This is a genomic window from Pedococcus sp. P2_A3, from assembly GCF_056405035.1.
This window is the reverse complement of sequence record NZ_JBFUCW010000024.1, coordinates 1-14,853: the sequence shown is the minus strand read 5'-3', so window position 1 is coordinate 14,853 and position 14,853 is coordinate 1. Positions and strand designations below refer to the sequence as shown.

Here is a 14,853-nt window from a genome sequence, read left to right as displayed (position 1 = left end):
CGCGGGTCCCTTCGCAGGGTGGGTGTCGCTCGGCGTCGCGGCATTTTACGCCGCGCGGCCAGCTCCCGCAGTCGAACAGACGGAGTCTGTACCCGACTGGTCCGAACGTATACCGGTGACTGGGTAGATCTACCCCCTCCCCGCCCTTTCCGACCTCGGGAGCGGCGCGACCGGTGCCAGAGTGGCCGTCAACCCAGACAAGGGGGTGCGGGCATGGTGCCTGAGGTCGTTCGACTGGAGAAGGCCGGTGTGTGCGGTTGCGGACAGGTCGTCGCAGCCGGTGGACGCGCGGGCACCACCCGGCAGCCCGGGCGCGTCGTGTGCCTTCAGTGTCTCGCCGGGTTCTCGGCCTCCGGGGACGACCGCTCGACCGTGTACTACGAGGCGCCGGAGGACAGCCCGGCGCCGGTGCTGCCTGAACCCGTCGCCGTGGTCATCCCGGCCGACTGGGGCCCGTCGTCGCCCGATGCGCTGCCTGCGTGGCAACGGACTGCCGGGGTGGTGGCCGCGCTGCCGCCTGCCGTCCCCGTGCCACCTCCGGCTGCCACCCCTCCGGTTCCCAGCGTGGCCGTGCAGTTCACCGCACCTGCTCCGGCGGCCGAGGTCGCCCCACCTGCACCGCCGGTCGCCGTCTCCACGCCAGCGCCGGCCGGGCCCGCCGCGGCATCGGTCCTGGCCACGGTGAGCGAGGCCGCAGCCATCGTCGGCCCGGCGCACCGACGCCGCACCTTCCTGCCTGCCGGCCTGCTGGCCCTGCGCGCGTCGCGAGGGCGCGAGCCAGGTGTGACCGGGCTCCCCGACGGTGCCACGCGCGCCCTGCTGGAGGCGGCCTCCGACGCCGGCGTCCTGTCGCTGCACGACCGGCGTATGCCGGGTCGGCGCGGGCGCATCGCCCACCTCGCCCTCGGGGCCGCTGGCGTCTTCGTCATCGACGTCGTGCGCGCCAAGCGCGCCGCGGTCGAGGTGCGCGCCACGGACGAGCTCGCGCCCGAGTGCCAGGAGCTGGTGGTCGGCGGCCGACCCATGACGGCCACCGTCGCCGCGACCCAGGGGCGGGTGGCGATCGTCCGCGCGCTGCTCGACGAGGTCGAGCTGTCGGCGGTGCCCGTGATCGGGGTCATGTGCTTCGTCGACGCGGCAGTGCCAGCGGACGCCGACCTCGAGGTGGCCGGCGTCCAGGTCATCGGGAAGACCGGGCTCCCCGCGCTCGTGCGGAGTGAGGGCGCTCTGGGGGCGGACCACCTGGAGACGTTGCGGGAGTACCTGACCGAGCGTCTGCCCGCCGCCTGACTCCCCGCGCTCGACGAGGCGTCGGCGCGTCGGGCCCTTCGGCACTGGTCCCTTCGCCTAGGTTTGATGACCGTCAGGGGCGCCGACGCGCATCGGGGGTGCGTCACGCGATGCCCCCCACCGGCAGGCTCGCTCGGACGGCGAGTCCGTGATGACCGGTGGCACACGAAGGGAAGCCGATGGTCAACGTCCTGCTCGCCGGCGGGATCTCGATGGCGGTGTCCCTGCTCGGGACCCCGTTCTTCACCCGGTTCCTGGTGCGCCGCCAGTACGGCCAGTTCATCCGGGACGACCTGACCCAGCACCACTACAAGCGGGGGAAGCCCACGATGGGCGGCGCGGTCATCATCGGCGCCACCGTGGTGGGCTACTTCGTCTCCCACCTGCTCCTCGTGGCGGCGAGCTCCAGCGGCACCCTCGCGGTCGCGCCCGGCCGCCTCAGCCTCAGCGCGCTCCTCGTGCTGTTCCTGCTGGTTGGGATGGGGCTGGTCGGCTTCCTGGACGACTACACGAAGATCTCCAGGGCCCGGAGCCTCGGGCTGACCTCCAAGCAGAAGCTCGTCGCGCAGACCCTCGTCACGGTGGTCTTCGCGGTGCTCGCGCTGCTCGTGACCGACGGCGCCGGACGCGCCTCGGCCTCCACGGCCATCTCGTTCATCCGGGACACTGCTGTCGACCTCGCAGCGGTCGGACCCGCGCTCGGCCTGGTGCTCTTCATTCTGTGGGCCAACGTCCTGATCACCGGGGCCTCGAACGGCGTGAACATCACCGACGGGCTCGACGGGCTGGCCACCGGCGCGTCGGTGATGGTCTTCGGCGCCTACAGCGGCATCGCGTTGTGGCAGTACAGCCAGAACTGTGCCATGGCACCCGGACCCAGCTGCTACGACGTGCCTGACGGGCTCGACCTCGCCGTGGTCGCCTGCGCCATCGCGGGGGCCTGCTTCGGCTTCCTCTGGTGGAACGCGTCTCCCGCAAGCATCATCATGGGCGACACCGGGTCCCTGTCCCTCGGCGCCGCCCTGGCGGGTCTGGCCATCCTCACCCGCACGGAGCTGCTGCTCGTCATCCTCGGCGGGCTGTTCGTGATGATCACCATGTCGGTCGTCATCCAGGTCGCCAGCTTCAAGCTGACCGGGCGGCGGGTGTTCCGCATGGCACCCCTGCACCACCACTTCGAGCTGCTCGGGTGGGCCGAGATCACGATCGTCATCCGTTTCTGGATCATCGCGGGGATCTGCGTGGTGTCCGGGCTGGGTCTCTTCTACGCCGAGTGGGTCAGCGGCCAGTAGGCGCCGACTCCCGGACCCGGCAGGCCGTGAGCTCCTCACACTTTTGCCGGTGGCCCGGACCGTTGGGCGGGATGACGCTGAGAACGACGTCCCAGCGGTGGCAGGGGCTGCGACGCACACGACGGGTGACGCCCCCCGGCGGCTCCCGGATCGGCTGGCGGCTGCATGCCCAGCCCTCTCTCCCCTACCCGAAAGCAGGAGCACCGGAGGTCACCATGACCGACAAGCAGAACATCGACACCCCCCACGAGAGGCGGCCCTTCAAGGACCACGGTCACATGGACGTGATCACCCTGGGTGGTTTCACCCTGGGCCGGGGGGTGTTCGAACCAGGTTGGCGCTGGTCCGACGACGTCAAGCCGATCGCGGGCACGGACTCGTGCCAGACGCACCACACGGGCCTGTGCCTCTCCGGGCAGATGACGGTCAGGCTCGATGACGGCAGCGAGCTCGAGATCGGTCCGGGTGACGTCGTGGACATCGACCCCGGCCACGACGCGTGGACGATCGGCGACGAGCCGTGCGTCCTGCTCGACACCGGAGTCGCGGCCTACGCCAAGCCGAGCTAGCAGGTCCGGCCCGCGGCACCCGGGGGTGACAGCCAAGGGGTGGCCCAGACCGTCAGCGTGGCGGAGCGCCCGGCGGTGGCTCTCGCACGGCCCGCCCCAAGGAGACCAGACCGACCACGAGGCCGATCATGCTGCCGCCGATGCCCACCGCCAGGAGCCAGCGAGCGAGCACGTCCCAAGGGAACGTGCTGTCGCCGAAGTCGAGGGGAAAGACCTGCCACAGCCGCACCATGGCAACGACTCCCACGATGGTCTGGGCCAGGTCTCCCAGCGCCTTCACCCAGGGCGGGTCGCTCACGATGTAGCAGGCGTTCGACACGAGTCCGACCACGATGGAGGCATTGACGAGGCCGAGCACGAGCCGGAAGTCGTCGGTCAGGAAGGGCAGGACCTTCCACCCCGGGCTCACGTTGATGAGGAACAGCATGGCCGCGTTGACCAGCAGTCCGATGGTGTAACCCAGACGACGCGCTGCCGGCGAGGGCCGCTTCCGGCGTGGCACCGAGGTCGTGGCCGCTGTGCTGGTTGTCATGGCGGGCTCCTTCGCGGGTTCACTTCCAGTGGATGTCGTCTCCGGGGCCACCCGACAGGGGCGAAGGTCCGGCCCCGCACCAGTCCACCGCACGGAGGCTGCCTCAGCGGACCGTGAAGGTCTTGTCGTCGGTGGCCGGGCCGTTGCCCTCGCCGCCGGAGGGGTCATCCGTCGAGAGGGTCACCGTGTAGGTGCCGGGTGAGAGCTGGGCACTGAAGGACAGGGCACCGAACCCTCCGGTTCCGGTGCCACCCATGGTCGAACCGTGTGCGACGCGGGTCCCTGCGCTCGTCCGGACCGTCCAGCCGAAGGTGGCCTCGAAGGACGTCCCGAACCCGGCGAAGGTGACCTTCCCAGCGCGGCGCACGTCGCCCTCCTGAGGGGCAGTGACCCAGGCCTGCGCCTGCACGTCGGCCATGGGTGCGCGCTTCATCGGACTGCCGATGCGCAGGACGCCCCACACGTCGGCGGCCTTGCCGTCCTTGGTGATCGTCACGGTGGTGGCCGGGGTGCCGCTCTGGGCTGCCGCGGCCGTCGCGGTGTAGACGAGCTGCTGGACGGCGACCGCGGCGAGCTCACTGCCGAGGTTGGTGTTCGCGAACGCGTCCGCGGACAGGTCGACCGCGATGTTGTTCCCCCTCTGCGACACCGCTGTCCGGCTGGCGGGTCGCCACGGCGTCGTGTAGTCCGGGTCGAGTGGGGCCAGGCGGGTCATGGCGCTCACGGCTGAGGCGACCGCGCCGCCCGTGTCGGGCACGGTGCGGAACTCTCGGTACAGCTTGAAGGAGCGCTGGGACTCAGCGATGTAGTAGACGGGGATGCTCTTGAGAGTGGCGGCTGACGGCGTCGTGGACGTCGTCGCCGTGGTGGAGGTGCTGGGAGTGCTCGGCGCGCTGGTGGTGCTCGCCGACGAGCTGGAGCTCCCGGTGGAGCTCGGAGGCGTCGTGCTGGTGCCGCCGCCACACGCTGTGACCGACGCGAGCACGATCGCGACACCGATCGCCATCCGCGTGCCCTTGCTCCTCATGGCTCCTCCTCATCTGGTGCTTCCCCACCAGTCAACGCCGGCTCACCCTGTCGCCGTAGGGTCGAAAGCCCTGCCGCTGCGGCACCGGCCCGAGACGTCCGACACAGCAGAAGGCCCGGACCACTGGTCCGGGCCTTCTGTCTGTGACGCGTTGGTAGCGGGGGCAGGATTTGAACCTGCGACCTCCGGGTCATGAGTCAGCCACGCACACGTCTTACCTGTCGCGGTCGCTCTCGCCCGGCGCAGGACTTCGAGCCACGGAGGTGGCTGTGGCGCGGGGTAAGGCATGCGGCCCGCGCGGCGCCCGAGCTCACGCGAGCCGCGTCATTCCGCGGCCTCCGCCATGGCGGCCAGCACGAGCTTGCGGACGTCGTTGGCGCCGGCCAGGGTGAGCGCCAGTTGCGCCACGGATGCGCAGCGCTCGACGTCGAGCTCACGGATGGCGGCCTTGACCCGGGGCACCGCCGGAGGCGCGACGCTGAGCTCTCTTACACCCAGGCCAATGAGTACCGGGATGGCCAGCTCGTCTGAGGCGGCCTCGCCACAGACTGCGACGTCGATACGACCGCGCGCTGCTCGGCAAACATGGTCGATCAGGCGCAGGACACCCGGATCGAGGGCGTCGGAGAGGGCCGCGACGGCGCCGTTCCCGCGCTCGGCAGCGAGCGTGTACTGGGTCAGGTCGTTGGTACCGATGCTGACGAAGTCGACGTGGGGCAGGAACGCCTCGATCTTGAGCGCAGCAGCTGGAATCTCGATCATGGTGCCGATGCGCAAACCCTCCKGGATCCCAGATGGTCCAGCCGCCTCCGTGAGCACCTGACGCGCCTCGATCATCTCGTCGGGCGTCGACACCATGGGGATCATGATGCTGGTTTCAGCGTGCCGCGCCGTGCGACAGATCGCAGCCATCTGGTCACGCAGCAGGTCGCGGTGCTCGAGGCTGAGCCGTATGCCGCGTTGGCCAAGGAAGGGGTTCGCCTCCTGCGGCATCGGCAGGTACGGCAGGGGCTTGTCTCCCCCAACGTCAAGAGTTCGGAAGGTGATCCGACGGCCGTCCATCGCCTGGGCGATCTCGTCGTAGACACCCTGTTGTTCGTCGACGTTGGGCGCTGTTTGCCTGTCAAGGAAGAGGAACTCGGTGCGGACGAGACCGGCGCCGTCCGCTCCGGCTGCCCGTGCAGCGCGAGCGTCGGTCACCGAGCCGAGGTTGGCCGCCACCAGCACAGACGTGCCGTCACTCGACACAGCTGGTTTCTCGGCGAGGGCGACCTGCCCGGCGCGCACCCGAGCCAGGTCAGCGGCACTGCGGCGAAACTGCTCCATGAGCTCAGGTGGGGGGTCGACATGCCACTCGCCGCTGCCGCCGTCGAGGAGGATCGTGCTGCCTTCGGGGATGTTCAAGACCTCGTCGCCGGCCATCACGACGACGGGAATGTCGCGGGCCCGGGCCAAGATGGCCGCGTGCGAGGTCGGGCTGCCCTCCGCGAGGAGGACTCCGGTCACCAGTTCGAGATCCAGGCCGGCCGTCTCGGCGGGTGTGAGGTCGCTTGCCACCAGGACACCCGGGGCCGCCAGCCGTCGCGCCGTCCGCCCGGTCAGGGCGCGCATCACCTGGTCGCCCACCGCACGGACATCCGCCGCGCGCTCCCTGAGGTAAGGGTCAGGGAGACCTGCCCACACGCGTTCGACCTCGGCGAGGGAGCGGGCCCACGCGCCCGCCGCCCCTAGGCCGGCTCCGATGCTGGCCTTGACGTCGGCAAGGAGCTCGGCGTCGGCCAACAGGGAGAGATGCGCGTCGAAGATGCTCGCCTCCTCGGGACCCACTCGTCGCGCAGTCACGACCCGGGCGTGCTCGATCTCCCGCCGCACAGCCGCCACCGACTCTACGATCCGTCGCCATTCAACAGCCGGCTCGGCGACCGGATGCCGGTCGGGCTCGACCGGCTCGGAGGTCAGCCGCCGAGCGGGGCCGATCGCGATCCCCGGCGATGCAGGCAAGGGGCCACTGGTGCTCGACGCGGTCCGAGGTTGAGGCTTTGGCTCGACATCCTCACCAAGGGTCTCGTCGAACCGGCGTTTCGCGAGGGCCAGGACGTGCTCGACCGCCTCTCGCGCCTGGGGTCCTGAGGCGCAGACCTCGACCTCATGGCCCCGCATGGCTGACAGTGTCGCGACCCTGCTGAGGCTGCCCGCGGGAACCGGTCCGGCGCCCGTGGTGAGGTTCCGCAGACGCACGGAGGCGTCGAGCGCACGCACCTCGCTGACCAGGCGTGCGGCGGGCCGGGCGTGCAGTCCGTGCGGATTGTCGACACGGAACACCCCCACGACCTCCCCCTCCGCTGCTTCGCCTGGCTCGGCGTGACCCTGCTCCGGGGTCCCCAGGTGCCCTGCCTTGCCCATCAGGGCGCCGCGCGCCTCGGCGGCGACCTCATCCCGGCTGGCTCCCCCCGCAGCCGCTACCGCAGCCACGATGAGGCCTTCGACCAGGGGGGCAGGCGAGAGCGTCACGCGATCGCGGACCGAAGGGTCGTCGAGCAGGTCGAGCGCCAGCTCGGCGCTCAGCACGGCACTGCCGAGGTCCATGAGCACGACCACGCCCTCCGGCCCGTCGGCCCGCCCAATCGCCTCCATGATCGCGACCGCGTCGGTACCGAATGTCGCGTCGTCAAGACCGGCCGCCACCTCTATCCGCAGCCGGCGGCCGTGCAGCATCTCCGCCGCCAGGGCCACGGCGGCACCGGCAAGCGCGCGGCTGTGGGAAACCACGACCAACCCGACGCTGCTCTGCGCATCCACCGCCGACGAGTCGGCGGCAAGGCTCTTTCTCATTTCCACTGCGCTCCGCTCCTGGTCGTGCTTGCTCTCGGTCATGAATCCGGCAATGGCTCAGAACGGCGCATCCGCCGCCGCTTCGAGCAAGAGGGCCACCGTGGCGGCGCCGGGATCAAGGTGCCCCACGCTCCGTTCACCCAGGTAGCTCGCACGTCCCTTCCGCGCCAGCATCGGCATCGTCGCGTCGCGGCCTGCGGCGGCGGCATACCGGGCAGCTTTCAACCCAGTGGCCAGGGAAGCATGCTCCGCGAGCGCGGCCTCCAGGGCATCGACCGCCGGCGCCAGGGCGTCATACATGGTCTTGTCGTCAGGCCCGGCCTTGCCGCGATCGACGACGCCCACGAGCCCGGCTCGAAGGGCAGTCGCGACGTCGGCGGCCGAAACGGTTTCGGCCGCGGCCCCAAGCGAGCCGCCCATCCGCATGAACAGCGTCCCGAACAGGGGCCCGCTCGCCCCTCCTACCGTGGACACCAGCGTCATCCCCACCTTGCTCAGCAGGGCGCCGGCCGTCGGCGACGCGCTTTCGTCGAGCGCGGCCACGGCGGCCTTCATGCCCCGGTCCATGTTCGAGCCGTGGTCGGCATCGCCGATCGCCGCATCGAGCTCGGTCAGGAAATCACGGTTCTCAGCGACGAGGTCCGCAAACCTGCGCACCCATTGCTCGAAGACCGCCGTGGTCACGTTCTCGCTCATCGTCAGATGCCCCATCTCAATGCAGAAGTGTTGACAGGAGCGTCCCAGAGGGAGAGCAGCTCGTCATCGACCCTGAGCAAGGTGATGGACACGCCGGCCATGTCCAGCGAGGTGATGTACGAGCCGACGAGCGAGCGTGCGATGGGCACGCCACGCCCGCCGAGGATCTTCTGGACCTCGTTGAACATGACATAGAGCTCGATCAGCGGGGTGCCTCCGAGACCGTTGACGAACGCGATGACGGGGTTACCCCTGGCGAACGCCAGGTCGGCGAGGATCGGCTCGACCAGGAGCGAGGCGATCTCGCGCGCCGTTCCGAGCGGCAACCGCGCACGGCCCGGCTCTCCATGGATGCCGACACCCAGTTCCATCTCGTCGTCCCCGAGGTCGAAAGTCGCCCGGCCTGCAGCCGGCACGGTGCACGACGTGAGGGCCAGGCCCATGCTCCGGCCGTTTTCGTTGACGGTGCGAGCAACGTGGGCGACCTCGTCGAGATCGCGACCCTGCTCTGCCGCCGCCCCGGCGATCTTCTCCAAGAGGACGGTGACGCCGACACCGCGACGCCCTGCGGTCCACGTGCTGTCCTGGACCRCCACGTCGTCGTCAGTGACCACCGACACGATGCGTGCTCCGGTCTCAGCCGCCGCCATTTCGGCCGCCATCTCGAAGTTCATGACATCGCCGGTGTAGTTCTTGACGACGTGCAGGATCCCTGCGCCTCCGTCCACCAGCTTGGTCGCGGCCAAGATCTGCCCGGGCACCGGGGAAGTGAAGATCTCGCCGGCACAGGCCGCGTCGAGCATGCCCAGGCCGACGAATCCGCCATGCAGCGGTTCGTGCCCCGAACCGCCGCCGGAGATGAGGCCAACTTTTCCCCTCTTCGGGGCGTCACCGCGGTAGATGACCTTGCTTTCGTGGTCGACCCGCAGCTCGGGGTGAGCGCCTTCAATGCCACGCAGGGCGTCCACCACGACGTCATTCGGGTCGTTGATCAGCTTCTTCATGAGAGTCTCCTTCAAAGTCAACGGGTGCGGACGAGTCAGACGGTGCTGGTCTCACGCGTGATGGCCAGGGACGAATCGGGGTCGCCGAGATCCAGCCCGGGAGTCCCGACGGAACGGTCAGCCGGCGTGCGGGCGAGGAGGCCGTACAACACGGCAGCGACCACCCCGGCGAGGAGTTCCGCCGCCAGGTACACCGGCAGCTGGGCCCACTTCACCTCGCCGCCGGCGAGCTGCTGGACAAGCATGGGACCAACGGTACGAGCCGGGTTGATGGATGCGCCCGTTGCCGGAGCGACAGGGATGATGGCCGCGAAGACGACCAGCCCGATGGCGACGCCGGCGAACCCAGCGGCGGCCTTGCGGTGGATGACGCCGAAGATGGTGAACACGAGGATGAAAGTGCCCACGAACTCGGCCGTGAAGGCTTGCAGGCTGCTGATGTCGCCGTACGACGCAACGCCGAGGCCCACATCACTCGCCTTCTGACCGAGAACACCGATGATCGCGGCAGCCCCGATGATCGCGCCGACGACCTGGGCCCCGATGTACGCCGGCACCTGGGCCCACGGAAACTTGCCGGACACAGCGAGGCCCAGCGTGACCGCCGGGTTGATGTGATTGCCACCCACATGCCCCAGGGCATAGACGGTGGCCACGACGACGGTGCCGAACGCCAGGGAGATGACGCCCAGGTCGGCCATCGTGAACGGCGCGTTGCCGTTGACGATCAGGGTGGCGGGGACGGACCCCACCCCGATAAACACCAGGAAAGCCGTTCCGATGACCTCAGCGCCCAAGCGCTGGAGGAGGGTGGTCTCGTCAAGCATCGCCCTTGCCCCTTTGCAAGTAGTTGAATGACATTCGATATTGTCGAACGTGATTTGGAGGGTACACCTGTGATTCACTAGGAGGCAAGAGTTTTCGTGAAGTGCGTCACGGCGAAGGGACAAACGTGATCCAATCGGTCGACCGCGCCATCCGGGTTCTCAGCGCCCTGCAGGGCGCCCGCCGAATGAGCCTGTCGGAGCTGGCTGCCCGCCTTGATCTGGCGCCCTCGACCACCCACGGCATCGTCCGCAGCCTGGTCGAGCACGGGATGGTCGTGCAGGAGCGCGGCTCGAGCCGCTACCAGCTCGGACCCGCCGTTCTTCGGCTCGGCAACGTCTATCTCGACACGCTCGAGCTCAGGTCAAAGGCAATCCCCTGGGCCGAAGACCTCGCCCGACGCACCGGATTCGCTGTGCGCACCGGCGTGCTGCTCATCGACGACGTCGTGATAATCCACCATGAGCCACGCCCCGACGGCGGCCGTCAGATGCCGGAGGTGGGCATTGTCATCCCGGCCCATGCAAGCGCACTGGGCAAGGCCCTGCTCGCCTTCCTCCCCGAGGATGAGAAGCGAGTGCTGACCTCGGGGGAACTGCGCAGCATGACCGGAGAGACGATCACCTCCGCCGATCAACTTCGCGAGCAGCTGGACGTGATCCGGTCGACGGGCATCGCGGTCGAGCAAGACGAGGCCGTGCTCGGCGAGAGTTCGCTGGCAAGCCCGATCTTCGATTCGTACGGGGAGGCCATCGGGGCCGTCGGTGTCGTGATCCCCTCCGATGGCGACATCTCCCGTCACGAGTCCCGCGACCTGGTTCGCGAAACCGCGCGGTCCGTGTCGCGAGAGCTTGGCGCTCAGGCGTGGCCTCCGCGCCCGGCTGGCCCTCACGGAGCGCGCTGAAGACATCGGGGCTGAGACACAGATCTCCACCGGCGTGCGAACCTTGGCCAGGCCCTTGGTGTGAATGGTGACGGTGTGGTCTCACAACCGATTGGCTACACCTCTGGCGACACGTGCCAATGCCAGAGGCCCTCTCCCAGAAGGGAAAGGGCCTCTGACCTGCTACTTCGTGGTAGCGGGGGCAGGATTTGAACCTGCGACCTCCGGGTTATGAGCCACCCCAGCCAACGTCTCACACGTCCCGCAGCATCTCCCCCGCCGCACGAAATCTCGGCACTGTGTCCCCGGTGTTGCGCCGCGTCTCAAGCCGTCCCGCCTGCTCCCGGTTACACATTTGGCTACACCTCCACGGAGCGGACAGTGCCGGTCAGTGTCCGACGTGGCTCCCCGCCCGAGGATCCATTCACCGCCCTGCAAATCGCCCCCGGCGGGGGACGCATCACTGGGCGGCCAGCTCGGCGCGGCCTGCAGGAGTTCCTTGATCCAGCCATGTCGGGAGGATCTCAGGCGACAGCAGGGCGTCCATGACCATGTGAGCCGCGCCGCGCAGACCGGCCCGGTCGCTCAGGCCTGAGCGGACGATCTGGAGCGAGCGGGTCGCGAGGGGCAGCGACCGGCCGATCACGGTCTGCCGAACCTCCGCCAGATAGTAGTCGCCTGCCTCCGAGACCCCCCCTCCGACGAGGATGAGAGAGGGGTTGAAGAAGTTCACGATCCGCGCCAGGGTCTGCCCGACCAGTCGGGCGGAGGCTGCCAGGAGCTTGATCGCCACAGGGTCGCCGTGGATGGCGGCCTCGCTCACGGCGCGCGCATCGATCGTGTCCCCGCTCGCGAGCAGATCGGCGAGATAGGCACTGTCACCTTCCCGGGCGGCGGTCTCGCCGTCCCGGGCCAGCGCTGCGCCCCCAGCCAGCGCCTCGAGGCAGCCGAACTTGCCACACCGGCAGAGCACGGTGGATCCCTCCTCCACAATCACGTGCCCGATGTCGCCCGCGCAGCCCTGGGCCCCCCGGTGCAGGACGCCCTGGGAAACGAGTCCTGCGCCGATACCGGAACCGATCTTCACGTAGATGACGTCGCGCAGGCCCTTGGCCTGCCCGGAACGCAACTCCCCCAGCGCCATCACGTTGACGTCGTTGTCGACCCAGACCGGCGCCTGAAACCGTCCCGCGAAGAAAGCGCGCACGTCGAACCCGTCCCAGCCGGGCATGATGGGAGGCGCAACCGGCCGACCAGTCGCGAATTCGACGGGGCCCGGGAGGCCGATCCCCAAGCCCCAGATGGGCGCGCCGGCACCGAGCTGCTGCAGGAGCTCGTCAAAGACTTCGGCCACGCGGGTGAGCACCGTGACCGGCCCCATCGTCACGTCTGCGTCCTCTTCGTACTGGGCCAGAAGGGTCCCCTCCAGGTCGCTCACAGCGGCCCCGATGCTCGTCGCGCCAAGTTCGGCCACCAGCATCCGGCCTGCATCGGCGGGAAACCGCAGTGCACGCGGGGCGCGACCACCGGTCGACCGCAAGGGCGGACCCTCGACCAGCAGGCCCGAGTCCATCAGACGGGCCACCCGCTGGGTCACGACATTTCTGCCAAGACCCGTGGCCTGGGCGAGTTCCGGGCGTGTGCTGGCCCGGCCGGAGCGCACGGCATCCAGCACACGTACCAGGTCGACGACGTGATCGGGGGCAAGAGGCCCTTGAGTTCTGGCATCCATGTCAGCCACCTCCTTCTGTCTGTGACGTAAATATATCAGCACGTTTACTCTTGACTTTTGCACGGTACATGCAGAAGTATGCACCTCACAGGAAAAACCGGGCAGCGGCTGAGACACCCCATACTGCAGACAGAACGGACTCAACGATGAGGCTCGGTTACCACACCATCACCTGGGGTGGCGTCGTGGGCGACGCCACCGGCGTGACCAGCGTCAAGGACCTCTTCTACCGCGTGAATGGCCCCATGGACCGTGCCGTAGCGGACATCGCGAGCCTGGGGTACGAGGGCGTCGAGATGTTCGACGGCAACGTGGCGGACTACGCCAACCGGCCCGACGAGCTGGCGGACCTGCTGGCCAACGCAGGCGTGGTGCTGGCAGCCGTCTACACCGGGGGCAACTTCATCTACCCGGACATCCTGAGCGACGAGCTGCACCGGGTGCGTCAGGCGGCGGAACTGGCTGCCCGCTTCGGAGCCGACAACCTCGTCGTGGGCGGCGGCGCCCGCAGGGCGTCGGGTACCACAGACGGGGACTACTCCGCGCTGGGCGCTGCGCTCGACCAGGTCACCGACATCGCCGAGGAGCTCGGGTTGGTGGCCTGCTACCACCCGCACCTGACCACCATCGTCGAGAGCCCAGATGAGCTTGACCGGCTGATGGCGCTGACCCGGATCGGCTTCTGTCCCGACACCGCCCACCTGATCGCCGGTGGCGGTGACCCCGCGGAACTGATCCGCCGGTATGCAACACGCCTGCGTCACGTGCACCTCAAGGACGTGGACGTGGCGACCACCCAATTCCTCCCCTTGGGCCAGGGGGACGTCGACTTCGAGGACGTCATCGCGGCCGTCAACGAGGTCGGCTACGACGGCTGGATCGTCGTCGAGCTCGACTCATACGAAGGCGACCCTCGTGAAGCGGCCGCCACCAGCAAGAAGTACCTCGACACGCTGCTCGCAACCGCTGGCGGCACCATCCCCTCAGGAGAAATTCGATGAAGAAGAGCACCTACCGCCTGGCGGGCTTGGCGACCGCCATCGCCTTGGCCACGGCCGGCTGCAGTTCAGCCTCCAGCGCGACCACCGGCGTCGACGCCGGAGTGTCGTCCAAAGCCGATGATGCGCTGGCGAAGATCAAGGGCACCGTCCTCAGCAAGGGGCCCAACGGCGAAGAGCCCTCCCCTGCCTCGGCGGCAGCCCTCAGCGCCGAGGAGATCACGAAGGTCAAGGGAATGAAGGCCAAGGCGGCGATCGTCATGCACTACGGAGGCAACGACTGGGCCAACGCGCAGGTGGACGGCCTGAAGAGCGAGTTCGGCAAGCTGGGCATCGACGTCGTCGCTGTCACCGACGCCAACTTCAAGCCGGACAAGCAGGTCTCCGACCTTGAGACCGTGCTCAACCTCAAGCCCGACATCATCGTCTCGATCCCCACCGACCCGGTGGCCACGGCGTCCGCGTTCAAGAAGGCCGCCGCAGCAGGGGTGAAGCTCGTCTTCATGGACAACGTCCCCCAGGGCATGAAGGCCGGCACGGATTACGTCTCTGTCGTGTCCGCGGACAACTACGGCAACGGTGTCACCTCCGCCCACCTGATGGCCAAGGCCCTGGGCGGCAAGGGCGAGATCGGCCTGGTCTTCCACGAGGCCGACTTCTTCGTCACGAAGCAGCGCTACGACGGGTTCAAGTCCACCATCACCAAGGACTACCCCGACATCAAGATCGTGGAGGAGAAGGGAATCGCGGGCCCCGACTTCGCCGGCGACGCGCAAGGTGCGGCCAACGCGATGCTGAGCAAGCACCCCACCCTGGCCGGAATCTGGGGCGTCTGGGACGTTCCCGCCGAGGGCATCATGGCCGCGGCACGTGCCTCCGGTCGTGCGGACCTGAAGATCGCCACAGAGGACCTTGGCAAGAACGTCGCAATCGCCTTGGCGAAGAACCAGCTCGTGGTCGGTCTGGGCGCACAGCTGCCCTACGACCAGGGCGTGACCGAGGCCCTGCTGGGCGCAGGTGCCTTGCTGGGCAAGAAGGCCCCGCCCTACGTCGCCCTGAGCTCGCTGCCTGTCGACCACTCGAACATCCTCGAGGCGTGGAAGCAGGTCTATCACCAGGAGCCCCCGGCCGACCTGAAGAGCTCGTACAAGAAGTAGACATCCCGGCGGGGCG

The 14,853-nt window shown here is 68.7% G+C and carries 13 protein-coding genes; 6 read left to right on the top strand and 7 right to left on the bottom strand.

The window, feature by feature from the left end:
- Positions 1–213 precede the first annotated feature (213 nt).
- The 3 genes from AC1DX8_RS17395 (at position 214) to AC1DX8_RS17385 (ending at position 3,151) form a co-directional block, all read left to right on the top strand.
- A complete protein-coding gene (locus AC1DX8_RS17395) occupies positions 214–1,290 on the top strand; it encodes a hypothetical protein (RefSeq protein WP_477631203.1) in 1,077 nt (358 codons plus the stop codon).
- Positions 1,291–1,469: 179 nt separating this feature from the next.
- Positions 1,470–2,582, top strand: coding sequence for a phospho-N-acetylmuramoyl-pentapeptide-transferase (mraY, locus tag AC1DX8_RS17390; protein WP_477631202.1), 1,113 nt, complete (start codon positions 1,470–1,472; stop codon positions 2,580–2,582).
- 215 nt (positions 2,583–2,797) lie between these two features.
- Positions 2,798–3,151: a cupin domain-containing protein gene (locus AC1DX8_RS17385; RefSeq protein WP_477631201.1), complete on the top strand. Its 354-nt coding sequence runs from the start codon at positions 2,798–2,800 to the stop codon at positions 3,149–3,151.
- 52 nt (positions 3,152–3,203) lie between these two features.
- On the opposite strand, the gene AC1DX8_RS17380 is transcribed toward AC1DX8_RS17385, so the two are convergent.
- The 6 genes from AC1DX8_RS17380 to AC1DX8_RS17355 form a co-directional block, all read right to left on the bottom strand.
- Positions 3,204–3,683, bottom strand: coding sequence for a hypothetical protein (locus AC1DX8_RS17380; protein ID WP_477631200.1), 480 nt, complete (start codon positions 3,681–3,683; stop codon positions 3,204–3,206).
- A 103-nt stretch (positions 3,684–3,786) separates the two neighbouring features.
- Positions 3,787–4,710 (bottom strand): Gmad2 immunoglobulin-like domain-containing protein, encoded by a 924-nt coding sequence (locus AC1DX8_RS17375; RefSeq protein ID WP_477631199.1) that lies wholly within the window; start codon positions 4,708–4,710, stop codon positions 3,787–3,789.
- Positions 4,711–5,034: 324 nt separating this feature from the next.
- Entirely contained in the window at positions 5,035–7,584 is a 2,550-nt protein-coding gene (ptsP, locus tag AC1DX8_RS17370) for a phosphoenolpyruvate--protein phosphotransferase (RefSeq protein ID WP_477631198.1), read from the bottom strand.
- Between the two features lie 15 nt (positions 7,585–7,599).
- Positions 7,600–8,238, bottom strand: coding sequence for a dihydroxyacetone kinase subunit DhaL (dhaL, locus tag AC1DX8_RS17365; protein ID WP_477631197.1), 639 nt, complete (start codon positions 8,236–8,238; stop codon positions 7,600–7,602).
- Between the two features lie 2 nt (positions 8,239–8,240).
- The gene (dhaK, locus tag AC1DX8_RS17360; protein ID WP_477631196.1) at positions 8,241–9,242 is read right to left on the bottom strand and encodes a dihydroxyacetone kinase subunit DhaK; all 1,002 of its coding nucleotides are present in this window, start codon (positions 9,240–9,242) and stop codon (positions 8,241–8,243) included.
- A gap of 35 nt (positions 9,243–9,277) precedes the next feature.
- Positions 9,278–10,069 carry an MIP/aquaporin family protein gene (locus AC1DX8_RS17355; RefSeq protein WP_477631195.1) on the bottom strand — a complete coding sequence of 264 codons (792 nt, stop codon included), beginning with the start codon at positions 10,067–10,069 and terminating at the stop codon, positions 9,278–9,280.
- Positions 10,070–10,194: 125 nt separating this feature from the next.
- On the opposite strand from AC1DX8_RS17355, the gene AC1DX8_RS17350 reads away from it, so the two are divergent.
- Positions 10,195–10,971: an IclR family transcriptional regulator gene (locus AC1DX8_RS17350; RefSeq protein WP_477631194.1), complete on the top strand. Its 777-nt coding sequence runs from the start codon at positions 10,195–10,197 to the stop codon at positions 10,969–10,971.
- Positions 10,972–11,410: 439 nt separating this feature from the next.
- Here AC1DX8_RS17350 and AC1DX8_RS17345 read toward each other — a convergent pair whose 3' ends face one another.
- Positions 11,411–12,682, bottom strand: a complete 1,272-nt coding sequence (locus tag AC1DX8_RS17345; protein ID WP_477631241.1) for an ROK family transcriptional regulator — start codon at positions 12,680–12,682, stop codon at positions 11,411–11,413.
- Between the two features lie 146 nt (positions 12,683–12,828).
- On the opposite strand from AC1DX8_RS17345, the gene AC1DX8_RS17340 reads away from it, so the two are divergent.
- Complete coding sequence (locus AC1DX8_RS17340; protein WP_056918299.1) at positions 12,829–13,683, top strand: sugar phosphate isomerase/epimerase family protein; 855 nt, start codon at positions 12,829–12,831, stop codon at positions 13,681–13,683.
- Positions 13,680–14,837 carry a substrate-binding domain-containing protein gene (locus AC1DX8_RS17335; protein WP_056918300.1) on the top strand — a complete coding sequence of 386 codons (1,158 nt, stop codon included), beginning with the start codon at positions 13,680–13,682 and terminating at the stop codon, positions 14,835–14,837. Before AC1DX8_RS17340 ends, AC1DX8_RS17335 begins: the two co-directional genes overlap by 4 nt.
- The last annotated feature ends 16 nt before the right edge of the window (positions 14,838–14,853 follow it).